Origin of the sequence: Prevotella communis (assembly GCF_022024115.1) — a bacterium.
Lineage (GTDB): Bacteria > Bacteroidota > Bacteroidia > Bacteroidales > Bacteroidaceae > Prevotella > Prevotella communis.
Window position 1 is genome coordinate 1,691,333 of sequence record NZ_CP091792.1, and the last position, 26,415, is coordinate 1,717,747.

General features: G+C 50.8%; 17 protein-coding genes. 3 read left to right on the forward strand and 14 right to left on the reverse strand.

Translation table 11 applies throughout. The features are described from left to right. Positions 1 to 87: 87 nt before the first annotated feature. The gene (dnaB, locus tag L6468_RS06715; RefSeq protein WP_091819245.1) at positions 88 to 1,644 is read right to left on the reverse strand and encodes a replicative DNA helicase; all 1,557 of its coding nucleotides are present in this window, start codon (positions 1,642 to 1,644) and stop codon (positions 88 to 90) included. A 178-nt stretch (positions 1,645 to 1,822) separates the two neighbouring features. Here dnaB and L6468_RS06720 point away from each other — a divergent pair, with 178 nt between their 5' ends. Further along, the gene (locus L6468_RS06720; protein WP_091819246.1) at positions 1,823 to 4,822 is read left to right on the forward strand and encodes a TonB-dependent receptor; all 3,000 of its coding nucleotides are present in this window, start codon (positions 1,823 to 1,825) and stop codon (positions 4,820 to 4,822) included. 280 nt (positions 4,823 to 5,102) lie between these two features. Further along, positions 5,103 to 6,137, forward strand: coding sequence for a pectate lyase family protein (locus tag L6468_RS06725; protein WP_176756911.1), 1,035 nt, complete (start codon positions 5,103 to 5,105; stop codon positions 6,135 to 6,137). A gap of 87 nt (positions 6,138 to 6,224) precedes the next feature. On the opposite strand, the gene L6468_RS06730 is transcribed toward L6468_RS06725, so the two are convergent. The 10 genes from L6468_RS06730 to L6468_RS06775 are packed head-to-tail and all read right to left on the reverse strand — an operon-like array spanning position 6,225 to position 16,331. Then, entirely contained in the window at positions 6,225 to 7,667 is a 1,443-nt protein-coding gene (locus L6468_RS06730; protein WP_237796584.1) for an NADH-quinone oxidoreductase subunit N, read from the reverse strand. A 13-nt stretch (positions 7,668 to 7,680) separates the two neighbouring features. Beyond that, positions 7,681 to 9,189, reverse strand: a complete 1,509-nt coding sequence (locus L6468_RS06735) for a complex I subunit 4 family protein (RefSeq protein ID WP_091818595.1) — start codon at positions 9,187 to 9,189, stop codon at positions 7,681 to 7,683. Positions 9,190 to 9,229: 40 nt separating this feature from the next. Beyond that, complete coding sequence (gene nuoL, locus L6468_RS06740) at positions 9,230 to 11,221, reverse strand: NADH-quinone oxidoreductase subunit L (protein WP_091818594.1); 1,992 nt, start codon at positions 11,219 to 11,221, stop codon at positions 9,230 to 9,232. 9 nt (positions 11,222 to 11,230) lie between these two features. Then, entirely contained in the window at positions 11,231 to 11,539 is a 309-nt protein-coding gene (nuoK, locus tag L6468_RS06745) for an NADH-quinone oxidoreductase subunit NuoK (RefSeq protein ID WP_091818593.1), read from the reverse strand. Between the two features lie 3 nt (positions 11,540 to 11,542). After that, the gene (locus L6468_RS06750; protein WP_091818592.1) at positions 11,543 to 12,052 is read right to left on the reverse strand and encodes an NADH-quinone oxidoreductase subunit J family protein; all 510 of its coding nucleotides are present in this window, start codon (positions 12,050 to 12,052) and stop codon (positions 11,543 to 11,545) included. Between the two features lie 8 nt (positions 12,053 to 12,060). Further along, complete coding sequence (locus tag L6468_RS06755; RefSeq protein WP_091818591.1) at positions 12,061 to 12,606, reverse strand: NuoI/complex I 23 kDa subunit family protein; 546 nt, start codon at positions 12,604 to 12,606, stop codon at positions 12,061 to 12,063. Positions 12,607 to 12,617: 11 nt separating this feature from the next. Next, positions 12,618 to 13,706 (reverse strand): NADH-quinone oxidoreductase subunit NuoH, encoded by a 1,089-nt coding sequence (gene nuoH / locus L6468_RS06760; protein ID WP_091818603.1) that lies wholly within the window; start codon positions 13,704 to 13,706, stop codon positions 12,618 to 12,620. A gap of 17 nt (positions 13,707 to 13,723) precedes the next feature. Further along, positions 13,724 to 15,289: an NADH-quinone oxidoreductase subunit D-related protein gene (locus L6468_RS06765; RefSeq protein WP_091818590.1), complete on the reverse strand. Its 1,566-nt coding sequence runs from the start codon at positions 15,287 to 15,289 to the stop codon at positions 13,724 to 13,726. Further along, positions 15,286 to 15,990: an NADH-quinone oxidoreductase subunit B gene (locus L6468_RS06770; RefSeq protein WP_091818589.1), complete on the reverse strand. Its 705-nt coding sequence runs from the start codon at positions 15,988 to 15,990 to the stop codon at positions 15,286 to 15,288. The genes L6468_RS06765 and L6468_RS06770 overlap by 4 nt, the downstream gene beginning before the upstream one ends. Further along, on the reverse strand, positions 15,981 to 16,331 hold the full coding sequence (locus tag L6468_RS06775) for an NADH-quinone oxidoreductase subunit A (RefSeq protein ID WP_237796585.1): 351 nt from the start codon (positions 16,329 to 16,331) through the stop codon (positions 15,981 to 15,983). Before L6468_RS06775 ends, L6468_RS06770 begins: the two co-directional genes overlap by 10 nt. 128 nt (positions 16,332 to 16,459) lie before the next feature. Between L6468_RS06775 and L6468_RS06780 the strand changes: the two genes are divergently transcribed. Then, positions 16,460 to 18,532: a TonB-dependent receptor plug domain-containing protein gene (locus L6468_RS06780; RefSeq protein ID WP_237796586.1), complete on the forward strand. Its 2,073-nt coding sequence runs from the start codon at positions 16,460 to 16,462 to the stop codon at positions 18,530 to 18,532. Here the strand turns inward: L6468_RS06780 and L6468_RS06785 are convergent. The 3 genes from L6468_RS06785 to L6468_RS06795 are packed head-to-tail and all read right to left on the reverse strand — an operon-like array spanning position 18,511 to position 26,401. Continuing rightward, positions 18,511 to 21,222 carry a PD-(D/E)XK nuclease family protein gene (locus L6468_RS06785; protein ID WP_237796587.1) on the reverse strand — a complete coding sequence of 904 codons (2,712 nt, stop codon included), beginning with the start codon at positions 21,220 to 21,222 and terminating at the stop codon, positions 18,511 to 18,513. The two genes, L6468_RS06780 and L6468_RS06785, sit on opposite strands and share 22 nt — an antisense overlap. Further along, on the reverse strand, positions 21,219 to 24,332 hold the full coding sequence (locus tag L6468_RS06790; protein ID WP_237796588.1) for a UvrD-helicase domain-containing protein: 3,114 nt from the start codon (positions 24,330 to 24,332) through the stop codon (positions 21,219 to 21,221). The genes L6468_RS06785 and L6468_RS06790 overlap by 4 nt, the downstream gene beginning before the upstream one ends. Then, positions 24,326 to 26,401 carry a DUF5686 family protein gene (locus L6468_RS06795; protein WP_143005669.1) on the reverse strand — a complete coding sequence of 692 codons (2,076 nt, stop codon included), beginning with the start codon at positions 26,399 to 26,401 and terminating at the stop codon, positions 24,326 to 24,328. The genes L6468_RS06790 and L6468_RS06795 overlap by 7 nt, the downstream gene beginning before the upstream one ends. Positions 26,402 to 26,415 lie beyond the last annotated feature (14 nt).

Here is a 26,415-nt window from a genome sequence, read left to right on the forward strand (position 1 = left end):
CTAATCTGAATATGTATTTACTGAAATCGAGTGCAAAGATACAACAATTTTTTGTAACCTTAAAGTAAATGACTGCACTTTTTATTTCTAAAATGGCATTGGCTCGTTGGATGGTGGTGGGATTGGCATTCCTCCGCCAAAGGAGTCAAAATCGTTGGGTAGGGGAGCGCCATTGTCGTCACCATTAACCTTTGAACTTAGAATCTCGCCACCTGACTGTGGACTCATAGGACCTAACCGGCCGTCCTCAGGATTCTCGAATCGGGTATATTCACCGCGGAAAGTCAGAAGTACATCACCTGTAGCACCTTTACGGTGTTTGGCAATGATAATCTCAGCCATACCGTGCAGGTCGCGTCCCTTATCATCCTGGAAAATATGGTAGTATTCAGGACGGTGTACGAAAAGTACCATATCGGCATCCTGCTCAATAGCACCTGACTCACGCAAGTCGCTCAACTGTGGTCGTTTACCTTCAAGACCTTCACGGCTCTCTACACCACGGTTCAACTGTGACAGTGCTAGGATGGGGATGTCCAGCTCCTTTGCCAGACCTTTCAGAGAACGACTGATCGTTGACACCTCTTCCTGACGACTGGAGAAACGCATACCGTTGGCATTCATCAGCTGCAGGTAGTCAATCATGATAATCTTTACGCCGTGTTCACGTACCAGACGCCGGGCTTTTGTACGTAACTCAAAAACCGACAGACCGGGTGTGTCATCAACATAGATAGGTGCACCCAGCAGATTATTGATTCGCTTATCGAGTCGGTCCCACTCGTCGGGCTGCAACTGTCCGTTCAGAATCTTCTTACCTGATACTTCGCAGACATTAGACAGCAGTCGGTTCACCAGCTGCTGGTTCGACATTTCCAATGAGAAGAAAGCTAGAGGAACCTGGTAGTCAGCTGCGATATTCTTAGCCATAGACAGTGCAAAAGCTGTCTTACCCATGGCAGGTCGTCCGGCAATAATCACCAAGTCTGAAGGTTGCCATCCGCTGGTTTTGTCATCCAGGCCATGATAACCTGTTGGAATACCCGTAAGACCATCCTTGTTCTTGGCAGCATCCTGAATCACCTTGACAGCCTGCGCAATAACAGGGTCAATCTGCGTGTAGTCTTTCTTCATGTTTTTCTGCGACAACTCGAAGAGAGAACCCTCAGCATGCTGCATCAAGTCATCAACATTGACCGTCTCGTCGAATGCCTTCGTCTCAATGTCGCTGGCAAATTGTATTAACTGTCTGGCAAGTGATTTTTGGGCAATGATTCGTGCATGATACTCCACATGGGCCGAAGAAGCAACACGTGAAGATATCTCGGCAATATAGGCAGGTCCGCCGACTTCCTCCAGTTGTCCGGTGTGTGCCAACTGATCGGCTACGGTGAGTACGTCGACTGGCTGTTCATTCATTGACAAATGCTGGATAGCCTCGTAGATAATCCTATTGCGTGGTTCGTAGAAACTCTCAGGTTTCAGTATCTCACATACTACGGAATAGGCGTCCTTGTCTACAAGAAGGGCACCTAATACGGCACGCTCTACATCAAGAGCTTGCGGTTGCAAATGAGCGTATGTATTGTCTACAGGTTGTTGTTGACGACTTTGTCTGCGTCGTGGCGTATTTTGTTCTGCCATATCTATTGATAAATTTGGAGTGCAAAGATACGAATTTTTTGTAAAGTGAGATAATTCGGATACGTTAAAGAATATAAAGATTTTATGGTGTAAGAAAAATATATAAGTGTAGATTAAACTTTTATAACAGACCTACGTCATATCATCAGTTGGAAAAATAATTAAAAACAAAAATATAATGAAGCGATTCTTACTTTTGATGGCCGTCGTTCTTTCGGCCCTATCAATGCAAGCACAGCGAACAATTACAGGTAAAGTGGTTGATGAAGCCAACGAGGCAGTCATTCAAGCCACTGTATCGCTGTTGAAAACAGACAGTACTTCTGTGACACATGCCGTGACCAACATGAATGGTCAGTACACGCTGACAGCTCCTGCTGACGGCAAGTACCTGGTCCGTGTAACGTATGTAGGTTACAAGACACAGGTTAGTAGTGTAACGATGGCAGGCAAGCCTGTAAATCTTGGCACAACATCTATGAAGGTAGATGCCGTCATGCTGAAAGGCGCAACTGTAGTCAAGAACCAGGCTCGTGTTTACTCAAAGGGCGATACCGTTATTTATAACGCGGGCGCATACAAGACTCCCGAGGGTTCTGTTGTTGAGGAACTTGTGAAGCGTCTGCCTGGAGCTCAGGTGTCAGATGATGGTACTATCACCATCAATGGTAAACAGGTGAAGAAAATCAAGGTTGACGGTAAGGAGTTCATGACAGGCGACACCCAGACTGCCATGAAGAATCTGCCTACCAGTATCGTAGAGCGTATCAAGACCTACGATGAGAAGAGCGACCTGAGCCGTATCACAGGTATCGATGATGGTAACGAGACTACCGTGCTTGACTTTGGCCTGAAAGCTGGTATGAATCGTGGTATGTTTGCCAATGTCGATGCCGGTGTGGGTACAAAGGATCGCTATACAGGTCGTGCCTTCGGTGCTGTGATGCGTGAAAACACCCGTGTGATGTCAATGCTCAATGCTAACAATGTCAATGACATGGGCTTCGGTGGCGGTGGCTTCGGTGGCCGTTTCGGTGGTGGTGGCCGTAGCGGCTTGCAGTCATCAAAGATGGCTATGGTGAACCTGAACTATGAGAAGACAGACCTTCTGCTGCTCGACGGATCTGTAACATGGAACCATCGTGACGGCGATACTTGGTCTCGTTCATCTTCTGAGAGTTTTATGAATCCTACGTCACCCTTCTCTGAGTCAGTCAATAGAAGTTTCTCCCGTTCAAACAGCTGGAGTGCCCAGGGTCGTGTTGAGTGGACTCCCGATACTGCCTGGAACATCAGTCTGCGTCCTACATGGAGCTACAATACAAATGACGGACAGTCTAAGAACGAATCAGGTACATTCAGCGTCAATCCCTATGACTATGTATCTTCTACGGATAATATCAGTGGAATGGTTGCTACCATGTTGGGCATCGACTCTTCGTTTGTTGTCAATAATCGTGTAAATGGCGGAATGAACTATAGCGATTCCAAGCGTCTGGGTGCTACCTTGCAGATTAACCGTAAGCTCAGTAATACCGGTAGAAATATCACGCTGCGTTCTACTTTCAATTATAGTGACGAGAATTCACAGCAATTCTCTAATAGCCTTGTAGGTCTGTATCAGTTGCTCACCGGCGACTCTACCTATCAGACAAACCGTTATAATGTAACCCCACAGAAGAACTACAGCTACGGTGTTCAGGCTACCTATAGCGAACCTCTTACACGTCGTACCTTCCTGCAGCTCAGCTACCAGTTCCAGTATAGCTATACCAAGAGTGAACGTAATACCTATGACTTCTGGAAGGATGGCGATCCTACACGTCAATATGACATGACTGGCGTTTATCCGGAATATCGCGATTGGGGTTCTATATTCAATCGTCTGAACGGTCATAGCTATACCGAGTTCCTCGATGACGATTTGAGTCGTTATTCAAATTACAAGAACTATACACATACTGCTGAAGTAATGCTACGAATTATTCAGCCAAAGTTTGACCTTAATTTTGGTGTGCAGATTGTGCCCCAGCTCTCTAAGTTCCATCAGGATTATCTGGGTAACAAGATTGATACCACTCGTACTGTGGTCAATTGGAGTCCTACTGCTAATTTCCGCTATCGTATTGGTGAGCGTGGTCAGTTGCGCTTGGAGTATCGCGGTTCAAGCAGCCAACCTTCAATGACCGACCTGCTTGAGATTAAAGATAATACCGACCCTCTGAATGTACGTACGGGTAACTCAGGTTTGAAACCTTCGTTCACACAGCGTTTCAACCTCCGCTTCAACAACTTCATTGAGAGTCACTCTCAATTTATCAATGCCAACATGAACTTCTCAACCACCAGCAACAGCATTGCACAGCGCACGGAGTATATCCTTGAGACTGGTGGTACCAAGTCACAGCCTGTGAATATCAACGGACAGTGGAGTGCTGGTGGTAGCGTGATGTATAACGTAGCACTCGATACACTTGGTTACTTCAATGTGAATACTGAGACTGGTGTGAACTACAACAACAACGTTGGATATTTCTATGATGGCAGCAGTAAGACTACAACGAAATCTACCACCAAGGCTACAACCCTGCGTGAACGTCTGGGCTTCAGCTATCGTAATGACTGGTTAGAGGTAGAGCTCAATGGTAGTGTGAACTACAACCACAACTCTAATGCCCTGCAGGCTAATTCCAACCTGAACACCTGGAGCTTCAACTATGGTTTCAATACTACCATCAATGCTCCTTGGGGTACACAGTTCACTACCAACGTAGGCATGGCCAGCCGTCGTGGTTTCAGCGATGCATCTGCTAATACCGACGAGCTCATCTGGAATGCCCAGATTGCGCAGAGTTTCCTTCAGGGTAAGCCCCTCTCTGTACGCCTCGAGTTCTATGACATCCTGCATCAGCAGTCAAACTTCTCTCGTATGGTCAGCGCCTTCTCACGCAACGATACCGAGTATAACGCAATCACCAGTTACGTGATGCTTCGTGTCAACTATCGCTTGAACCTTTTCGGCACAAAGGCTTCTCGTCAGCAGATGCGCAACGGCATGGGCGGTATGGGTCCCGGAATGGGTGGCTTCGGTGGCGGTCGCGGTGGTAACCGTGGTGGCAATCGTGGAGGCGGCTTTGGCGGCGGACGCGGCGGATTTGGTGGACCAATGATGTTCTGATTTCATCCACTTATATTATAATATACTACAAGAAAGGGCTCTCGATGGTAATTACCTCGAGGGCTCTGTTTTTTTATATGGATTGCCAATCTCTCAATAGATTAACTTCAGTGCTATACATAATCATGGTTTTAAAATTTTTTCAATATTTCTTTTCTTTATTCAATTTTATTTGTATCTTTGCCGTCGTGAAAATAATTAATAATTTAATCTAATGCGTATGTTTTTAAATTACAATCATCAACACTACAATCTAATGTTTGCAAGCATTATGCTTGTTATGTCTTGTTTTATCACTGCTTGTTCTGATGACGATAGTCCGTCAGAGAACAAGATTATCTCTTCAACCTACGACAGTCTGAAACCTATAGGCTTCGGTGAGAACACTACTGGTGGTAACAACCAAAAAGTTATAGTGGTAACAACTGCTTCACAACTGCAATCAGCCGTGAGTGGTACCAACCAGGCAACCGTATATGTGCAGGGTAATATCAGTCTCGACTCAATGCTTTTAGTTGGTTCCAATAAGTCAATTATAGGTCTTCAGGGTGCCACCATCAGTAACCTGAACCGTAGCGAAAAAGCTGGAATATTCCTTTTGAAAGGCAGTAGGAATGTCATTATACGCAATCTGACTCTGAAAGGACCTGGTGCCTATGATATTGATGCTAACTATAGTGATAACATCTGCTTGGTAGGTGCCAAGAACGTGTGGGTGGATCACTGTGATATACAGGATGGCATTGATGGTAATTTCGACATAGTGGAAGGTTCTGATAGTATCTGCGTCAGTTGGACACGTTTCCATTATCTTATTGAACCGATGGCTGGAGGCAGCGGTGGAAGTGATGATCATCGCAATTGTAACCTGATAGGTAATAGTAATAATACAGCTGATATCGATGAAGGTCATCTCAACTGTACGTTTATTTGTTGCTGGTGGGGCGAGGGATGTTCTGAACGTTGTCCGCGCGTTCGTTTTGGTAAGGTACATGTGGTAAACTGTTTATACGACGGTGATAATTATAAATACTGTATAGGTTATGGTGTCTATTCTAATATCTATGTAGAGAAATGCGCTTTCGTCTCTGAGAAAGCAAAGCAGAATGCCCTGAAAGATTATCGTAACAGCAAGGATTTTAATATCAAGGTTGTGGACTGCCTTGGTATAGATGACGTAGAACTGTCTCAGGGTAATTATAAGCAGTTTATACCTACCTATGATTATAAGACCTTCGATGCAGAGAAAGTAGAATCTATCCTGAAAAAGGATGACTATGGCGCTGGTGCCACTCTCAAAATATCACGCCCATAATTTTTGTTTTGAAAATATAGAAAAAAAAACTGGAGATATGCTCATCACGCATACCTCCAGTTTTAATATTTATCGATATGATAGAATTTACATAGCTACTGCAGCCTTGTCAATCCATTCGTAGATGCAAGAACAGATACCGAAGAGCAGGATACCCACGGTGCAAATGGCAAGGCTCCAGTTGATTGCGGCGCCATTCTTGAAGGTGGGCAGCGGATTCTCTTCCTTAGTAATATACATGGCCTTCACGATGAGCAGGTAGTAGTAAAGTGATACTACGGTATTCAGAAGTGCGATGAACACCACAAAGTAGGGCCAGAAAGGTGCACTTTCATGCCCACCAACTGCTGCCATGAACACAAAGAACTTAGAGAACATACCTGCGAAAGGAGGAATGCCTGCCAGTGAGAAGAGTGCCAGCGTCATCAGCAGAGCCAACTTGGGGTTGGTCTGATAGAGTCCGTTGTACGCATTCATCTGAGTCTTGCCGCCGTTGTTCTCCTCTACGGTGCTGATAACGGTGAAGACAGCCATGTTAGCTGCTACATATACCAGCACATAGAATGTCAGGGCGGTGAGACTGGCGGCGCTGTTACCTACTACTGCCAGCATGATATATCCAGCCTGTGAGATAGAAGAGAAGGCCATGAAGCGCTTTAGCTCATTCTGGCGGATAGCCATCAGGTTGCCCACGGTGATGGTGAGCATGATGACAATCCAGAGCAGGGGCTGCCAGTATTCAACGAGGCGTCCGAAGACATGCATCAGGATGATAGCCAGCGTCAGAGTGGCGGCACCCTTGGATACAACACTCAGGTAACCAGTTACTGGGGTAGGAGCACCCTCGTAGGTGTCGGCCGTCCAGAAATGGAAAGGCACCAAAGAAATTTTGAAGCCCAGTCCGCTGAAGAAGAACACCATACCCATGATAGTGAGTGGGGTGAACTGCATCTGAGCGGCCATATCATCGAAGTACAATGTGCCTACAGCACCATAAAGGAATGAGATGCCATAGAGCATCACGCCGCTTGAGAAGGTGGCGGTGAGGATGTACTTGGCAGCAGCCTCGGCCGACTTTTGCTTGTAGCGATCGAAGGCCACAAGGCAGGCCATGGGTACAGAAGCCATCTCAAGACCAAGGAAGAACATGAGGAAATGTCCTGCAGACATCATCATGTACATACCTAGCAGGGTAGAGATAACCAGCAGGTAGAACTCGCCAGAAATCTTTGTGGCATGATTATTCAACCATGACTGAGACATCACCACCACAATGAACGTACCCAGTGTGAGCACGGTCTTCATCACATTAACGATGGCAGATGATACATAGAGGCCACCGAAGGCTGTTGCAGGCTCGGCCAAGAAGCAGGGCACCAGCTGACAGAGCAGCAGAGCGCCTGTGAGTATGCTCAGCACATAGGTCTTGCGGGGACTCTTGCTCAATGCGAAGTCTGCACAGAAAACTATAATCAAGGCCAACATCAGGGTTGCCTCGGGAATCATATTCAAAAATTGACTGTAATCCATTTCTTTTCCTCCTTTACATGACTCCAATTGAACTTAAGATATTTCCTACTGAGGGCGAGATCATATCGCTGAAGAAGAAGGGAGCGCATCCCAGACCAGCCACACAGAAAATGAGGCAGCATACAGCAACACGCTCGTCCCATGAAGCATCGGTGAGTTCTAAGAAGTGCTTGTTCTCAACTTCGCCATAAAGAATCTTACCTACCACACGCAGGATATAGACAGCGGTCACCACAATAGATGTACAAGCGATGATTGTTGCCACCATACGGAATGATGATGAAGGATCACCTGCAAGCTCGTGTGCTCCAAATGAACCAACGAAGATGGTCATTTCAGCAATAAATCCAGAGAAGCCGGGAAGACCCAGGTTAGCCAGACCGGCGATAACATAACCCACAGCCAAGAAAGGCATAATCTTCATCAAACCAGCCAACTCGCGGATATCACGAGTGTGAGTACGACCATAGATCATACCAATGAGAGCAAAGAAGAGGGCTGTCATCAAACCGTGAGACAACATCTGCAGGATAGCACCGGTGCAGGCTGTCTGCTGCATCATCAGCAGGGCGAAGAGCACCAGGCCACAGTGAGATACTGAAGAATAAGCGTTGATGTACTTCAGGTCGGTCTGTACACAAGCGCTCAGGGCACCGTAAACCACAGAGATAGTAGTCAGGATCAGGAAGATCCAAGACAGGTTCTGAGCAGCGTCGGGCAACAGATACATAGCTAAACGGAAACAGCCATAACCTCCGAGCTTCATCAGCACACCAGCGTGGAGCATAGATACTGCTGTAGGCGCAGATGCGTGACCATCAGGAGACCATGTGTGGAAGGGGAACAGAGCACCCAGCACACCGAAACCGATGAAGATGAAGGGGAAGAAAGCGTTCTGAACCTCCTCAGGGATGTTGTGCATAGCAGCAATCTCGTTGACGTTCATTGTGGTATGACCACTGAAGTAGTAGATACCCAGTACGCCGAGAATCAACAGTGCAGAACCACCCATCAGCATCAGGGTGAGCTTCATGGCTGAGTACTCCTTGCGACCAGAACCCCATACACCAATCAGCAGGTACATAGGAATCAGGGCCACCTCATAGAACATGAACATGGTAAACATGTCGGTGCAGATGAAGAATCCATATACACCTGTAGAAAGGAGGGTGAACCAAAGGAAATACTCCTTGGTCATGGGTTTCAGCTGCCATGAGGCGAAGGTACCAGTGAACACGATGATGCTTGACAAGAGCAGCATCACCACAGAGATACCGTCAACACCAACGCTGTAGGCAATATTCAAGGGCTTGAACCAAGGCGTAGAAGCCACGAGCAGCATCTCTGCATCGTTACCTGCATTACGCTCGGTTACGAAATAATAGCAAAGCCATATTGACAGGGCCAGCAGCATTGAAGAGCCAGCCACCATCACACCACGCACCTGATTGAGGTTGCGGGCAATCCACAATCCCAGAAGCATCAGGGCGGGAATCAGTACGAATAGACTTAATATATTCATTTTCGTTATTACGTTATTTCGTTATTACGATATTACGACTTTACAATGCGAGCAATACGAGCGTTAATGCTACAGTACCTGTGAGGAACCATACGGCATACTTGCGCACGTCGCCACTCTGCCAAGCACGCAGACTCTCACCTCCTTCGTTAGCACCCCATGCCAGGAAGTTGAACGTGCCGTCAACAACGTGGCGGTCGAACCAGGCAATAGGTGTAGAAACGCAACGGAAGATGATGCGGTGGGTGACAAACTGCCAGATCTCGTCCTGATAGAAACGCTTGTAGGCAGCACGATGCAGTTTGGGGAATGTCCTGTACAGACGATCGGCAATAGGCTGACTCTCACCTTTGTATATATAAGTAGCCAGACAGATACTCAGGATAGCGATGACCGTTGAGGTAGCAGCAATCTGAGTGTCGAAGTGAATCGTATAGTCAGTACCAGCCGCAGATACGAAAGAACCGAAGCTGCCGCCCCAGCCCAGGAAGCCTGCGAGGGTAGAGTAAACACCCACACCAACGGTGATGACGCAGAGTACAATCAGAGGCAAGGTCATGGTGAGAGGAGCCTCGTGTGGCGTGTGATGCTCGTGAGCCTCCTTGTTCTCTGTACCCCAGAAGATACCGTAGTACAGACGGAACATATAGAAAGCCGTCATTGCAGCGATACCAGTCATGATCCAGCCAACCACAGGACTGTAGGCCATGCAGGCGGTGATAATCTCATCCTTTGAGCTGAAGCCCGAGAAGAAGGGGATACCAGCGATAGCCAGACAGCTGATGAGGAAGGTGATGTGCGTGATAGGCATATACTTGCGCAGACCACCCATCAGCGCCATCTCGTTAGAGTGAACGGCGTGGATGATACAACCGGCACCCAGGAACAGGCAAGCCTTGAACATAGCGTGGGTAAACAGGTGGAACATACCAGCCATATAACCCAGTTGAGCGTGGTTGTCGAGCAGCGCACCATGATGACCAGGCAGGCAAACACCCAGAGCCACCATCATAAATGCAATCTGTGAGATGGTTGAGAAGGCGAGCACACGCTTGATGTCGCTCTGGGCGCAAGCCACGGCAGCAGCATAGAAAGCGGTGATGACACCCACCCATACCACGATTGACATAGCCTGAGGAGCATACTCAATCCAGAGGGGGAACATACGTGCAATCTGGAATACACCGGCTACGACCATCGTAGCAGCGTGAATCAGGGCAGATACAGGTGTAGGACCCTCCATGGCATCGGGCAGCCAGATGTGCAGAGGGAACATAGCACTCTTACCGGCACCACCGATGAACATCAGAACGAGTGCGGTAGGCAGGATGAAACCACCTGCAGCAACGGCCTTGGCCATATTGCCCTCGATGAATGGGGTAGTGCCCTGGCCCATCACGATGTCGCCAGCAAACGAGAAGCTGAACGAGTCGGTGAAGTAGCCGAAGGTCAGGATACCAATCAGGAAGAACATATCAGCAAAACGGGTTACGATGAAGGCCTTCTTAGATGCTGCGATAGCGGGCTTCAAAGGATAGTAGAAACCGATGAGCAGGTAAGAAGAAACACCCACAAGCTCCCAGAACATGTACATCTGGAAGATGTTGGTAGCCAGTACAAGACCCAGCATTGACATGGTGAAGAGGCTCAGGAAAGCGTAGTAGCGCTGGAAACCTTTCTCACCGTGCATATAGCCGAATGAGTAGATGTGAACCATCAACGAAACCGTTGAGATGACCACAAGCATCATCACAGAGATAGGATCCAGGAGGATACCCATGTCGAAGTGAAGATTACCCAGTGGCAACCAGGTGAAGTTGAAGGGCACGATAGTCTGATACACACCCTCAGCAGTACGGTCGGCAGTGAAATAAGTGATAGCCGTCCAGTAAGAGAGGATCGTAACCAGTGACAGCGAACAAGTACCGATAAGTCCGGCAGTCTTGTGCTGCATCTTCATGCCAGCCAGTCCCAACACGATGAAGGACAGCAGCGGCAGAAGCAGAATCAAATAAGATAATTCGTAGATCATAGCGTCGTTTTATCCTTTCATGTTAGAAATAGCGTCCACGCTGTCACTCTTGAAGTTGCGGAACACATTAATAATAATCGCGATAGCCACAGCACTCTCGGCTGCACTCACACCGATTGAGAAGAGAGTCATGAAGAAGCCCTCGAGCTCACCGGGGAACAGCAGACGGTTGAACGCTGCGAAGTTGATATCAACGGCATTCAGCACCAGCTCGATAGAGATGAGCATGGCGATGAGGTTGCGACGGGTGACGAAACCATAGACGCCGATGAAGAACAGCAGTGCACTCAGCACAAAATAACATTCTACAGGTACCATAGCTTAATCCTCCTTTTTACGTGATACAACCAAACCGCCGATGATACATGCCAGCAGGAATACTGAGATAAACTCGAACGGCAACACATACTGATACTTGTCGCTACCCAGCAGGGCGGTACCAATCTGGTCCATAGGCAACTCGTCGGTCGTAGCGGCGCTGATAAAGCTGTTCTTCAGGAAAACAACAACTACCGTTGCCAGGCCTACCACAGAGAGAAGCAAGCCCTGAAGCATGCGTGAGCACTTGATATGCTCTACTATACCCTGCAGTGTCTGCTTGCTAACCAACTGGATGACAAACACGTAGATCATCGTTACGCCACCAGCGTATACAGCAATCTGAGCAGCACCCAGGTAGGTGTAATCGAGCAGGAAGTAAAGACCTGCTACGCCAAAGAGCACGAACAACATATATGTTGCAGCTCTCATGATTCGCTTTGTTGTCACGCACAACAGGGCAGAACCCAGGATGACAACAGCGAGAATAGAAAATACTACTATACTAGCCATAGTGCGGTTTACTTCTTTTTAGTGTTAAACTTACCGACCTGCCAGTCAGCGCCGCCCTCCAGGATGTTGGGCAGTGAACCGCCCTGATAAACCTCCTTGTCGAGGTGGAGCACCAGAGAGTCACGACTGAACGTGGCATTCTCGAAGTCGTTGGTAAACTCAATAGCGTCGAAGTTGCAGGCGTTAGTACAGAGCTGGCAGAACATGCAGTCGCCCAGGTCGTACTGATAATCGTCGAGCACCTTTTTCTTCTTACCCGTCTCAGGATCCTCCTGCATGTGGGCAGTAATCTTGATAGTGCCGTTAGGACAAGCCTTCTCACACAGCGTGCAGGCTGTGCACTTATAGGCGCCGTCTTCGTTGCGCTTGAAGACCAGACGTCCGCGATGACGCTTTGACACGTGGAGTGTGGTCTTACGGTTCTCAGGGTACTGCTCAGTACACTTGTTGGTCCAGTAGTCCTTGAAGTACTCACCGATGGTGACCTTCATACCGGTGGCCAACGTCTTGATGCCGTGCCCTATTTCTCCGAAATATGATTTATTATCTTCCATTTTGCTATACCTTATTTAATATAAAGTCCGAAAGCCACGATGACCGTCATCAGCACCAGGTTGATGAGTGCCAGCGGCATGAGGTACTTCCACTCCAACTTCAGGATCTGGTCGATACGCAGACGTGGGAAGGTCCACTTGATCCACATGAGCAACCATACCAGCAGGAAGGCCTTACCCATGAACCACACAATACCGGGGATATACTGCATCACCTCGTCGAACGCCTCGACACCAATCTGGATAGGTGCCCATCCGCCCAGGAATACGGTGGCAGCAATACCTGCAATGATAAAGAGGTTCAGGAACTCGGCCAGGTAGAAGAAGCCGAAGCCCATACCAGAATACTCAGTGTGGTGACCAGCTGTCAGCTCACTCTCAGCCTCGGCCATGTCGAACGGGCCGCGGTTGGCCTCTGCATTACCTGCTACGAGGAATACGAGGAAAGCGATGATAGCGGGCACATGACCCTGTACGATGAGCCATCCCCAAGGTCCGGCCTGAGCCTCCACGATACCGCTCACCTGCATCGTACCAGTCAGGATGACAGCCGTAATCAGGCAGAGGCAGAGAGACATCTCGTAAGAAATCATCTGTACGGCAGCACGCATGGCTGACACCACAGAGTACTTGTTGTTAGAGCCCCAACCTGCGAGGAAGATACCCACCACGCCAATAGAAGAGATGGCGGTAAGCAGGAAAACACCTACGTTGAAGTCGAGGATTTGGGCACCACGGTTCCAGGGCAGGAAGGCAAAAGCGCCTACAGAGCCGATGATAACCAGGAAGGGAGCTACGATGTAGAGCAGCTTGTCGGCCTTGTCAACGAAGAAGATCTCCTTGATGAGCATCTTCAGCACGTCGGCCAGCACCTGCATCAAGCCCCAGGGTCCTACGCGAACCGGGCCGATACGGCACTGGAAGTAGGCGCAGACCTTACGCTCCATGAAAATCAGTATCATAGCGATTACAGAGTAGGCGCCCAGGATTGCAGAACCCACGAGAACGCACTCAATCAGAATCGCAAAGAACTCGCTCAGTCCCAGTGTCTGCAGGAGCAGCTCATGAAACCAAGTGGTCACTTGTGAAAAATCAAATATATGTTCCATAGTTTGTTTTATCTGTCGATGTCAGGTATAACAATATCGATAGCAGCGCCAGTAGTCACCAGGTCGGCAATCTTCTGTCCGCGCAGCATCGGATCGAGTGCACCAACGAGCGAGAGACCCATAGGACGCATCTTCATGCGGTAAGGACTCTTGTCGCCCTTAGAATCGAGGTATACGCCAAACTCACCTGCAGCACCCTCTACAGAGAAGTACCACTGTCCCTCGGGCACCTTGATGATAGGCTTCTGCTTCACGTAGAAGTCGCCCTCAGGAATATTGTCGATGAGCTGCTCGATGATGTTCAGGCTCTGGTACATCTCGTTGATATGCACGAGGTAACGACCCATAGAGTCGCAGCTGTCAAGAGTGATCTGTTCGAAGTTCACCTTGTCATACATATCATAAGGATGGTTCTTACGCACGTCGTTCTTCCAGCCAGAAGCACGGCCGGCAGGACCCGTCACACCATAGTTGATACAGTCGTCGAGTGACATAGGACCAACGTTCTCCAGACGGTTGTGAGCGATGATATTGTCACCAAACACATCCATATACTCCTTAATCATCGGACGCAGGTACTTGCACAGCTCCTTCACATTCTTCACGAAGTTGGGATCGATATCGTCCTGCAGTCCACCGATGCGGTAGTAGTTCTGGATCAGGCGTCCGCCAGTTGTCTCCTCCATCACGTTCAGCACATGCTCACGGTCGCGCATACCGTAAAGGAAGGCGGTGAGAGCACCCAGGTCCTGAGCGCAGCAAGAAGTAAACAGCAAGTGACTGTCCAGACGCTGCAGCTCGTCCATGATGGTACGGATATAGTGGATACGGTCGGTCAGTTCCACCTCCATAGCCTCCTCGATAACGCCCACCAGCGCATGACGCTGCTGCATGGCGCAGAGATAGTTCAGGCGGTCGGTCAGCGCCAGTGTCTGAGGATAAGTCATTGACTCCCACATCTTCTCGATACCACGGTGGATATAACCCAGATGGGGATAGATGCGCTTCACGGTCTCACCGTTCAGTACGGTCTGCAGACGGAGCACACCGTGAGTAGAGGGGTGCTGAGGACCGATGTTGATGACGTAGTCGTCGGAAGTGAAGAGCTTGTTCTCCTTCTTCTGCAGACGGCCGTCGCGGTCGAGAGAATACTCCAGGCCATAGTCGGGCTCGTTATCATCCTCCAGCGTATACTCGTCGGTAGCCTTGAAGTCCTTGCGCAGGGGATAACCCTTGAAGTCGTTGCGCAGGAACAGGCGACGCATGTCGGGGTGTCCCAGGAACTTAATGCCGAGGAAGTCGAAGCACTCACGCTCCAGCAGGTCGGCACCCTTCCAGATGTTAACCACGGTAGGAATGACACTCTCGCCATCCACCACCTTTGCCAGCATCTTCACGCTGACGCGCTCGTGGTTCTCCGTGTTCTCAAGGATATATACACAGCCAAGACCTTCTTCTTCGCCGAAGTCCTCGCCAACGATGGTCACCAGGAAGTCGAAGTGCTTCTTGTCTTTCAAGTTCTGCATCTCCTGTGCGAACTTGTCAAAATCAAATACAAGATGATTCAGTTTCATTTCGCTTCCTCCTGTTCTTTTTTAAGTGATTCAGTAAACTCGGCAGGTACCTCAGTCACCACGATGGGCTTCTTGCCACCGCGTCCGTAGGTCAGTTCCTCGTTAGAGACGCCCAGGGCAGCCTCTTCCTTGGTCTGCTTATGGTTGGCACCACCAAAGAATTTCTCAATCTTCACCTTACGCTGCAGCTGCATCATACCGTAGAGGATGGCCTCCGGACGGGGAGGACAGCCAGGAATGAATACGTCCACGGGAACGATTTCCTCGATACCCTTTACTACGTGATAGCTCTGCTTGAAGGGACCGCCACTGATGGCGCAGCCACCAACGGCAACCACATACTTAGGCTCTGCCATCTCGTCGTACAGACGCTTCAGTGCAGGAGCCATCTTGTGTGTGATAGTACCAGCACACATAATCAGGTCGGCCTGACGTGGTGAGTTACGTGTCACCTCGAAGCCAAAGCGTGAGAAGTCATAGCGTGAACAACCGCAAGCCATGAATTCAATACCGCAGCATGAAGTGGCGAAAGTGAGTGACCACAGTGAGTTAGAACGTCCCCAGTTAATCAGGGAATCCAAGTTACCGGTTACGACGTTGACACCGCCCTCATGGAGCTCGTCAACGATTTTCTCCAACGACTCGTTATCCTTGAACTCGTCGTATGGCAGAGACTTGATTGATGGTTTTCTTACTTCCATTCCAGTGCTCCTTTCCGCCAAGCATAAGCCAAGCCAAATACTAATACTACCAGGAAGAACCCGATTGACAGCAGAGCCATCGGTCCGAAGTCCTTCACAACCACAGCCCACGGATACAGAAACACGGTTTCTACATCGAACATGAGAAAGAGGATGGCAAACAAATAATAACCTACGTTAATGGGAATCCAACTGGATCCGTGCGTTGGGATACCGCACTCAAACGGCTCTCCCTTAATCTTGTTATAAGAACGCGGACCCAATAGTTTTGCCATCACATAGGCAGCTGCCACCAGTGTAATAGCCGTCATGAGGACGGTAATTAACATTGTGAAATTCATAAACTATTTAATGTTATAACAATATTGTTCTTAATAGCGGCTGCAAAGGTACAAAAAAAATACGGAAAATGAATGCGGAATTCATAAATATTTTGTACCTTTGCGCCGTTTTTTTTAAATAACTCAGTATGTTTAAACCTCAATTTCAGAAACGCCAGGTAATGGTATTCCACCAATTCCAGCGAAAAGGCTATTCCCTCTTCGCTGCATTGGGTCGTGAAGTTGTCATTTCTGTGCTCAGCGTTGCTACCTTGTCGGCTAGCAAAGCTGCCAGCATCAGCGATGAGACTTTCCGTGTGGATTCTACCAAGGCGACTGCCCGTGAGGTGACGCTAGATGATGTATGCGTCACAGGCTCCAGGGCACCCCTGACCGTGAGTCAGGCTGCGAGAATGGTAACTGTACTGAGCCGCGAGGATATTGCGCAGGCGCCAGTACAAAGTGTTAACGATTTGCTGAAGATGGCCGTTGGTGTAGATGTCAGGCAACGAGGCCCGCTAGGCTCCCAGACCGACATCAGTATAAGAGGCGGCACCCAAGAGCAAATCGTTGTGTTATTAAACGGCATCAATATCTGCGACCCCCAGACGGGACACAACACCTTTGATCTTCCTTGTGACCTTTCCGACATTATCAGGGTAGAAGTGCTGGAAGGACCTGCCGGACGCGTTTATGGCACGTCATCACTTGTTGGTGCCATCAACATCGTCACCTCAGCCCACAAGGACAGCGGAAACAGTGCGGATATCAGTCTGGAAGCAGGCTCTTTTGGCTATGCCAAAGTGGGTGCTGCCGGCAGTTATGCCCCCGGCAGCGTACCGCTGACCTCCCGTCTGTCGTGTTCGTACGCCCGTTCCGATGGCTATTCGCGTTCACGGGCAGGTAGGCTGAACACCGACTTCAGTGGTGCGAAAGCCTTTTATCAGGGTGCTTATGATGATGACCGGATAAAGCTCTCATGGCACGCCGGACTGTCGGACAAGGGGTGGGGGTCAGGTACATTTTATGCTACTCCCCGCTGGCAGGCCGACGAACAGTATGAGCATACCACGAAGGTACATACCGCCTTGCAGGGAGAAAATAAAGATGGTGTCTTGCACTTCCAGCCGTCCGTCTACTGGAACCATTACCAGGACCGGTACGAAGGTTACCGGGGACGCCCAAACACCATGAAGTATAATTATAACCGATGTGACGTATACGGCTTAAAGCTAAATAGTTACTTTGACTGGCTCTGCGGACGTACAGCACTAGGCGCGGAGATACGCAACGAAGACTTGGTGAGTGGTAACCTGGGCGAACCGCTATCCCGCACGCATCATATCAGTGGTACCGACCGCGACTATACGCTGGGCGTGAACCGTACGAATATCAGTGCCCACCTGGAGCATAATGTGATATTCGACCACCTGACCATTTCCGCTGGCTTCGTGGCAGCAAAGAGCTCGTGGAGCAACATGAACATGACCATCTACCCGGGTCTTGACGTGAGCTATGTGATGGGCCGCGTGAAACTCTTCGCATCCTATAACTCCTCCCTCCGTCTGCCCTCCTTTACGGAGATGTACTATAAGTTGCAGGGCTATGCCGCCGACCCCCATCTGAAACCGGAGGAGATGCAGGCCGTTGAACTGGGTTCGCAGATCCATACCCCTGTGGTCAGCGCGAAGGTATCGGCCTATTACCACCACGGTAAGAATATGATAGACTGGATTATGGATACGACGCAGGGCGAACAGGCACAGTGGCAGAGCGTGAACCACACCCAGCTCAATGCCTACGGACTGGAAGCCGCCCTGCAGGTACCTGTGAAGATTGGTCAGTTCGACTTGTCGTATAGCTATATCTATCAGGATAAAGCCAACGAGCCCGGCATCGTGTCGCAGTATGCCCTGGAGTATCTGCGCCATAAACTGGTAGCCGGTCTGCAGACCAAGGAGTGGCGTGGCATCAGCATGCGTCTCAACTGCCGTTGGCAGGACCGTGTGGGCGCCTATACCAGTTTCGACGGCACCCTGTGCGACTACCGTCCCTACGCACTGGTAGATGCCCGTATCCAGAAACAGACACAGCGCTATATGGTTTATGTCGAAGCCAACAACCTGTTTGACAACCGCTCGTATGTGGATTTCGGCAACGTGCAGCAGCCCGGCCTATGGGTTGTCACAGGCCTCAAAATCTACTTGCACAGCAGGCGGTAAGGACAGTACGTGCAACGCTCCCGTTGTTCGGTAGGCTGATACGGGATATCCGCATTAAACATATCGTCAACGGTTGTACGCAGCAGTTCCATGAACCGTGAAATATTTGGCCCCACATCTGTGATAGGCTCACGTCCGAAGCAGAGCGTGGGGTCATAGTCTTTTCCGGCCGAGTGCTGGATGAAGAGCAGGGCAGGGGATACCGGTACTTCGGGGTACTTTTTCTTGACGAGCGCCGCATACAGGAAGGTCTGCAGGTAATAGTCGCTGTGGTTGGCCAGACTCTCCTGCTTGAAGATAGCATCCACGTCAGCCAGCCCTTTCACGTTGCCGCCACCCGTCTTGTAGTCAATCACGCGAATCCTCTCCACGCCATCCTTCACAATACGGTCCAGTCGGTCTATGCGTCCGCCGATGACGGTGCTGATATGCGGTGTCTGGAACGTATCGCGCACATCCGTCTCCAGTCCGATGATACTGAACGGTGCCAGCTCGTGGTCCAACTGAAGCAGCTGGCGCAGGTAGTGTATCAGCACCTGACGGTTGATAATCTGCAGTCCGTTGAGCCGCTTCGTATCCAGCGACGCCACCTTCAGCTCCTTCTGTATCGCCTCGTCAATCACCCGTTCTATCTCACTGTCGTTCTTCAGCAGTTCCTCGATATCACTCTTCTGTATCTGGTGGCTCCTTGACAGCATCCGCTCGTAGAGCTGTTGCGAAGCCTCGTGGAAGATATTTCCGAACACGCGGTTGTCGATGGTCTCCTCCATATCCTCCTCAGGCTCAAGCAGTCCGCACTCATACTTGTAGTAATAGCGCAGCTGACAGCGCATATAGGTGTTGATAGCCGTTGGTGTGAGGAAGCCCAACTGCTTTTTCTTCTCCATCCTGATGACCGGCGGATTGCTGCGCATGATGGCAGCTGGCGTCTGGATGGCGTTGAAATGTATCTGATGCTGGTTGTCCTCCACCATCATCTGCAACATGAAGCGCGACATCTCGCCAGCCTTGCCGTCGGTCGTGCTGTTGTTATACAGTATCGTGATATCCGACGCACGCTGCAGCAGCCGGTGGAAATAATAGCTGTAGATAGCCACCTTGTGGTCGATGGTCGTCAAACCGTTGGCATCACGGATGGTATAGGGGATAAACGACGTATCGTTGACACCACGGGGCATGTTGCCCTCGTTGCACGACAGGAGCAGCACATGCTCGAAGTCCAGGTTACGCGTCTCGAGCACGCCCATAATCTGGATACCCTCTATCGGTTCGCCGTGGAAGGGCACGCTGGTCGACTGTATCAGCTGGTTCATCAGTCGCTGCAGGGTGTTGTCGTCTACGGTGAGGTCCCCGCTCTCCACCAGCGCCTGCAACCTGTTCAGCAATGTGTAGCAGCGGAACAGGCACTCCTGGAACAGCGGGTCGTCATCATGGATGCAGCGGGCTATATGCAGGATGATGGTACGCATCCATTCCAGCAGGGCCGTCTTCTCCTCCAGCAACCCGCGCACGTCGTCCTCGTCCAGTTGTGCCATATAGGGATGACGCAGTACGGCATCCAGATAGCGCTTGCGGAAATAGTTGCGCTGCGGGTCGTAACCCAGCAGACGCAGTTCGCAGAGCAGGGTGATGAGCGAAGCCACAGGCGACTGTGCCAGCGGATATCCGGTGGTGATGTTCACCTTCTCCACCTCATCCGGAATACAATGGACCACAGCCGGCAGCAACGCCTCGTTGCACAGCACCACCGCCGTCTTGCTGCCAGCCTCTATGCGTCCGTTCCCGCGCAACCACTGACTGACAAACCGTGCCTGCGCATTCTCCGTGGTCGATGAGACATAGTGAATCTCCTTGGCCTTGGCATATTGGTTATAGATGGCATCATCCTCCACGTCAAACTCATTGGGGAAGTCGGCCATCAGTCGCTTGATATAGAACCCCGACTCATTATCGTGCATGTACGACTTGTCAAAATCCCAGTAAAAATGGGCCTTTCCTTGCTCCTGCAGATACCTGAACACACATTGTTCTACGGGCTGCACCAGGTTGAAGCCCACAAACAGGTAGGTCTCGTAGGTCGTGGCCGACGGATGCAGGTTCTCGGCAACCTGCCTGTACAGGGCACCCTCGTAAGCCAGTCCCTGCTTCGCCAGACGCTCGTTGAAATCATGATAGATAGCCCCAATCTTCGACCAGATATTCAGGAACCGCTGCTTCAGGATGGTGTCCTGGTCGTCCGAGAAATTCCTGAAGAACCGTTTGATAGCCTCACGCTGTTCGTCGGTGAGGTGACTCACGTCGTCGTACTCGTGGATATCGCGCAGATTGGCAAACACCTTGTCGGCATTCGCCATATTCTTGTCCAGGTCGTCGAAATCGGCCAGCAGCAGCTGTCCCCAACTGTAGAAATGATCCAGCGACTCGTTGGACCCGGTGATGGTGACAAACGACTTGTACAGGTCGCATACCAGTTTGATGGGGTCGGCCACCTTCAGTTTCCCGTACTCACGAAACAAGTCGCTGATGGTCATGTAGGCCGGACTCCATATGGGCTTGTCCGACAGCCTTGCCAGCTGACTGTTCAGGAATAGCGACGCACGCTTGTTGGGGAATACCACGGCGACGCGCGACAGGTCGCTGCCGTATTTCCGTAATATATCCTCTGCTATATATTCTAAGAAAGTACTCATTTCACCTCGATAATTTGATTGCTGTAAACAAACCACAGATAGCCCGTCACGTTCTGGTGACCCATCTGCCTGAGCAGGTCCATGTATTCACGCACCTGTTCGTGGTATTCCTCGCGCTGATGACCGAACTTGAAGTCTATGACCACCGTCTTGTCGCCATTCGTCATCACTCGGTCGGGCCTGCGCTCCTGGCCATCGGGCAACAGGATCGTGCACTCGTTGTAGAGCGACCATTCCGCCGTGAACCACTGCGCCACGCGCTTGTCGCCCAGACGCTTATGAATCATCGCCTCAATCTTCTCACGCGTCAGTTGGGCATCATAGATAATACCCTCCATCTCCATCTGCTGCAGGGCACTGTCTACGTCCTGTGCTGTACGGATATGTGCAAACACATTGTGCAGGATGTTACCCATCTTGATATAGTTCGACTGCTGGGTAAACTCCTCATCCTCTGCATTCACGAAGTCCTTACTCTGGTTGCTCTGCCTGAACGATGTCTTCAGGCTGAAGGTCTCTATCTCCACCGGGATGATGGTGCTGGGCTGCGTGAAGGGGTTTGATGTCTGAGGGCTGAGGGCTGAGGGATGATGGCTGAGGGATGATGTCTGAGGGAGGTGTCCATAGGAGAATACAATGGGCTGGGTCTCGTCGTCCAGACCGGATATACAGGCACCCTCGAGGTCCAGCACCGGCAACACCTGTTCGATGCGTTCAGAGCGTGAGTTCTTGCCCTGGCGCTTACCGATGACGAAGAGACTCTCTACCGCACGTGTGAACGCCACATAGAGCAGGTTCAGGTTGTCCACCACGCTCTGCAGGTGTTCCGTCTTGTAGTCGTCCTCGTAGATGGTACCCATCATGCCCTTCTGACTATAGTCGATAGCTGCCAGAGGCAAGGCCATATACGGGTCCTCCTTGGGTTCGCACCACAGCACGTCGGGCATCTCCATACGCCAGTCGCAGAACGGAATCAGCACGTGGTCGAACTCCAGTCCCTTTGACTTATGGATGGACAGGATGCGGATGCCGTCGACGTCGGAGCACTGGATGGTCTTGCTGCACAGCGTGGCGTCCCATTCGCGCAGGAATCCGTTCACATCCGTCGATTTCTCTCCGATATAGTTCAGAACGTGGTCGTAGAACGTGCAGAGATAGGCACTCTGGTCCTTCATCCCTTGCAGGTTGAAGATACCGTAAAGGCGTTCCACCAGGTCGTAGAGTGGCAGGAGCAGCAGCGAGGCGTCGAAGTCCTCAGGCAGTGCACCGTCAATCTTTCCGCTGTAGGCCTTCTGCAGGAATGCCCGTGTAATCATGTCGTCAGGATGCGTCAGACTCCTCAGCGCATGGATAATCACCTGGACGGCAGGCGACGCATCCAGGCGGAAGGCCTCGTCGCTGATCACGCTCACCTCTGGCATCGTGGCCATCAGGTGGTTGGCTATCACGGTGATATTGGCGTTCGAGCGCAGCAGGATGGCAATCTGCCTGGGTGCGACGCCCTGCGACAGCAAGTCCGAGATATGTTCCACCAGCAGGTCCAACGTCTGTTGCTGGTAGTCCTCGCCCGTGAGCAACTGGATATCCACGCGTCCCTCGTCGGCCTTGGATGCCGGCCATTTCTGCTCCACGTCGTCATAGGCCGCCACCTCCTCCTGACTGGCTGCCTCTGTGAAGAAGGCGTTGTTGAAACGAATGACGTTGGGCGTAGAACGGTAGTTGGTATCCATCGGCAGCACCTCCAATCGCTGACTGGCATTCTGGAACTGGTCCCTGATATTGGCCAGCAGGCGCCAGTCGCCACTGCGCCAGCGGTAGATGCTCTGCTTCACGTCGCCTACTATCAGGTTCGACGTGCCCTCATGGCTCATCGCTTCCTCCAGCAGTATCTTGAAGTTCTGCCACTGCACGGTAGAGGTATCCTGAAACTCGTCAATCATGATATGTTCCAGGTGGGTGCCAATCTTCTCAAACACAAAGGGGGAGTCGCTGTCCTTGATCAGTTCGTGGAGCAACTGCTGCGTGTCTGACAACAGGAAGCGGTTGGCGTTGTCGTTCAGTTCGTGCACCTTACTCTCGATGCTGCCCAGGAGGCGCAACTGACTCAAGTGGCGCAGGGTCAGGTCGGCCGACTTGTACCGCTTGTACTGTACGGGCTGCTCACTCTTAACTGTGTTAAGAAGAGGAATTAGTTTGTCTTCTGCAAGGGCGTGAATAAATGGTCCCCGCTGGCATGTTTTTGTATACCATTTCGTAGGGTCTGCAGCTGCGGCATTGGCTGTTGCATTAAAAATGTCTTCACCAAAATCCCCGCGCTTCAGTTTCAGAAATACACCACAAACTCCACTGCTTTTCTTCGCAAAGTCGTCCACCGTGAGCCCCTCGGCCTTGATAATCTCGAAGAAGGTCTCCGCCAGTTGCATCATCTTCTCCTTGGCATCGTCGCGCTCATGGCGCAGCGTGGCCGAGTACTTGTCGAAGAAATCTTTCTCGTTGTTGAGCACCTCCAGCCGGTGGCTCTTCTCCTTATAGAAATCGCGGAAGATGGTCTTACCGAATTTCTTGATAGGTCCGATGACGTTCCACGAGCGGTCGTCACGGATGGTGTCCATGATGTATTTCAGGAGCCACTGCAGCAGCAGGTCGGTGGCCTGCAGACTCTCAATGAGCTGGTCTACAGCCTGTTCCTCCACCTGCACGTCGTTCAGACCCACGCGCAGGTTGGCCGTCAGGTCCAACTCGCGAGCCAGGTTGCGCAGCACGCACTGGAAGAACGAGTCAATCGTCTCCACACGGAAATAACTGTAGTTGTGCAACAGCAGGTGCAGGGCCATGCCCGCCCGTTCCGAGGCCATCTGGGGCGACACCTCCAGCTCCTCGCACACCTTACTCATATAGCCCTTCGACTCCTCCTGCTGACGCCAGATGCCGTACAACTGGCTCAGAATTCGTGATTTCATCTCGGCTGTGGCCTTGTTGGTAAATGTCACAGCCAGTATCTGACGGAAGGCATAGGGATTCTGTACCAGCAGCTTGATATATTCCACCGTGAGGCGGAAGGTCTTACCACTACCAGCACTGGCCTTATAGACAATCAGTGGTTTTACCATCTATTGAATAGTTCAAATGTGAATTTACAGCCCATATCCTGGTACTGGTAGTTCAGGAAACTGGTGAAGATACCCATCGAGAAGATGCGACAGGTGAAGCCGTAGCCCAGTTCAGAATATAGGCGGGTGTTATCAATGCTCAGACTGCTTACATACACGCGCTCGCGCTCTACGTAGCGACCTACGATAGGCACCAGGTAGCCGGCCATCAGGGGGGTCTCGAAACTGACGTTGCCCCTGAGGTAGTATTTCGACTCGTTATAGAGGCGTGAGTTAAGCAACTGGAAATTTCCCGTGAAGTCATCGTCCCATCCGCCGGGTATGTTGTTATCGTGGAAGTTGGCGAAGTCCATGAAGAAGTTGTTGTCCTTGGCCGTATAGAGACCGCCGCCAAAGCGCAGGTTGAGCTGCTGGGTGCGGCACAGCGGTTGCTTGTACGACGCATCGGCCTCCCAGCGCTCATAACTGATGTACTGGTGGTTGACCTTCACACCGCGCTCGTAGTCCAGCGACATCATCGGTGCTTTTGATGAAGGCATCCATTTCACGCTCAGCGACGGAGCCAGCGAGAAATACTGCGTCTCCTTGCCGTATTTGCGCATCTCCTCGGCATTGAGCGACTTACGGTTGTGGAACACCAGACCCGTCTCCAGGCGCAGGCGTTTCGTGGCCTGTATATGATGGCGCAGGCGGATGTAGTTGTCGTCAAAGAGCTCCAGGTTCTTACCGTCCAGGTCCAGGTCCTCACCGTATTGCTGCTTGATCTCGTCGAGTATCACCGAACTGCCTATACGGTTGTCGTTACCGAATATCAGTTCTACGCCGGCATCCTTCTTGTCATTATAATAGAGGTGGATCGGCGCCTTGTAGTAGAACTCGCGGAACTTGAAGTTGTAACCTACGTAGGGGTTGAAGTTGATATACGACGTCTCGCTTATCTTATACTTCGCACCGAGCTTGATACGATAGGCCAGTCCCTTGCTCTGACTGTAGCTGATATACTGCGGGTCGAGGATAGGCGACAGTTTCAGGTAGCCCTTGTCGCCCTCGGTCTTCAGACTGTGGATCAGGTTCTCGCCAATCAGGTCCCAGCCAATCTCCTTCAGGTAGTTGCGGCGTCGGCGTGGGGCAGGCTCCGGCTCCTCTTCCTTCACCCATGTCTGCGTAATCTGGATAGTGTCGCTGTCCACCTCGGGCTCCGGTTCCTCTACCAGTCCGTTCCTGCGGTCGTAATCGTCCCATACGGCCAGTTCTGCGGGCGACAGGCTGATAGGGCGGATGGAGTCCATCAGGTCGCGGTCGCCCTTCACGTTGACGGAATCGGCCAGGGTGATAGGACAGTCAAACACGGCCTCAAACTGTGAGGTGACGTGGTTGCCGCCAAACTTAAACGAGATGTTGGTCTGACAGATTCGTGGCAGCAGGGCATGGGCGCCTTCCTTACCCATCATCGTCAGGGTCTGGAAGCGTATCATGTCAAACTCGCCCTCCATCTCCACCTGCTCGATGCGTCCTGTCAGGGCGTCGATGATGGCCTTACCGCGTACCAGCTGCGTGTTGCGCACCAGTCGCGGACGGAAATAGAGTCGCACCTTGTGGTTGGCCAGGGGCACGGTCTTATAGCGGTAGTAAATCCTGTTCTCCTTGTTAAACGGCGACAGCACGTGGTCGTCGTATATCGTCACGTGATAGAAATTGGGCGTCAGATACATAAACAGCACCGACATCGCACTTCTGTTGCGTGGTATGGTGGTGCAGTAGGCCTGTCGCTTGTTCTCGTAGTGAGCTATATTATGAAAGGTGAACCTGTCGTACTCCTCGCACACATACACACGCTCGCCGTACGAGAAGTTGTACATCGACGGCACTGCCATCATCGTGGCATTTCGCTTGTGTATCTGATAGAGATGTTTGGCGTAGACATTCGTGGAAAAGCCTTCGAGTTTGTCTACATTGTTCTTCAGGAAACTGTACATGCGATTCATGACAAGCGAATCAACCTGTGTTTCGCCTGATACGGAGGTCACAATGGCCAAAGTTGTTAGTATCGCAAGTAATAGACGTTTCATTATATTTCAGGTGC

Excerpts from the sequence above, each read along its gene's own strand:
- dnaB (WP_091819245.1), bottom strand. The coding sequence starts at position 1,644 with ATGGCAGAACAAAATACGCCACGACGCAGACAAAGTCGTCAACAACAA.
- L6468_RS06720 (WP_091819246.1), top strand. The coding sequence starts at position 1,823 with ATGAAGCGATTCTTACTTTTGATGGCCGTCGTTCTTTCGGCCCTATCA.
- L6468_RS06725 (WP_176756911.1), top strand. The coding sequence starts at position 5,103 with ATGTCTTGTTTTATCACTGCTTGTTCTGATGACGATAGTCCGTCAGAG.
- L6468_RS06730 (WP_237796584.1), bottom strand. The coding sequence starts at position 7,667 with ATGGATTACAGTCAATTTTTGAATATGATTCCCGAGGCAACCCTGATG.
- L6468_RS06735 (WP_091818595.1), bottom strand. The coding sequence starts at position 9,189 with ATGAATATATTAAGTCTATTCGTACTGATTCCCGCCCTGATGCTTCTG.
- nuoL (WP_091818594.1), bottom strand. The coding sequence starts at position 11,221 with ATGATCTACGAATTATCTTATTTGATTCTGCTTCTGCCGCTGCTGTCC.
- nuoK (WP_091818593.1), bottom strand. The coding sequence starts at position 11,539 with ATGGTACCTGTAGAATGTTATTTTGTGCTGAGTGCACTGCTGTTCTTC.
- L6468_RS06750 (WP_091818592.1), bottom strand. The coding sequence starts at position 12,052 with ATGGCTAGTATAGTAGTATTTTCTATTCTCGCTGTTGTCATCCTGGGT.
- L6468_RS06755 (WP_091818591.1), bottom strand. The coding sequence starts at position 12,606 with ATGGAAGATAATAAATCATATTTCGGAGAAATAGGGCACGGCATCAAG.
- L6468_RS06765 (WP_091818590.1), bottom strand. The coding sequence starts at position 15,289 with ATGAAACTGAATCATCTTGTATTTGATTTTGACAAGTTCGCACAGGAG.
- L6468_RS06770 (WP_091818589.1), bottom strand. The coding sequence starts at position 15,990 with ATGGAAGTAAGAAAACCATCAATCAAGTCTCTGCCATACGACGAGTTC.
- L6468_RS06775 (WP_237796585.1), bottom strand. The coding sequence starts at position 16,331 with ATGAATTTCACAATGTTAATTACCGTCCTCATGACGGCTATTACACTG.
- L6468_RS06780 (WP_237796586.1), top strand. The coding sequence starts at position 16,460 with ATGTTTAAACCTCAATTTCAGAAACGCCAGGTAATGGTATTCCACCAA.
- L6468_RS06785 (WP_237796587.1), bottom strand. The coding sequence starts at position 21,222 with ATGAGTACTTTCTTAGAATATATAGCAGAGGATATATTACGGAAATAC.
- L6468_RS06790 (WP_237796588.1), bottom strand. The coding sequence starts at position 24,332 with ATGGTAAAACCACTGATTGTCTATAAGGCCAGTGCTGGTAGTGGTAAG.
- L6468_RS06795 (WP_143005669.1), bottom strand. The coding sequence starts at position 26,401 with ATGAAACGTCTATTACTTGCGATACTAACAACTTTGGCCATTGTGACC.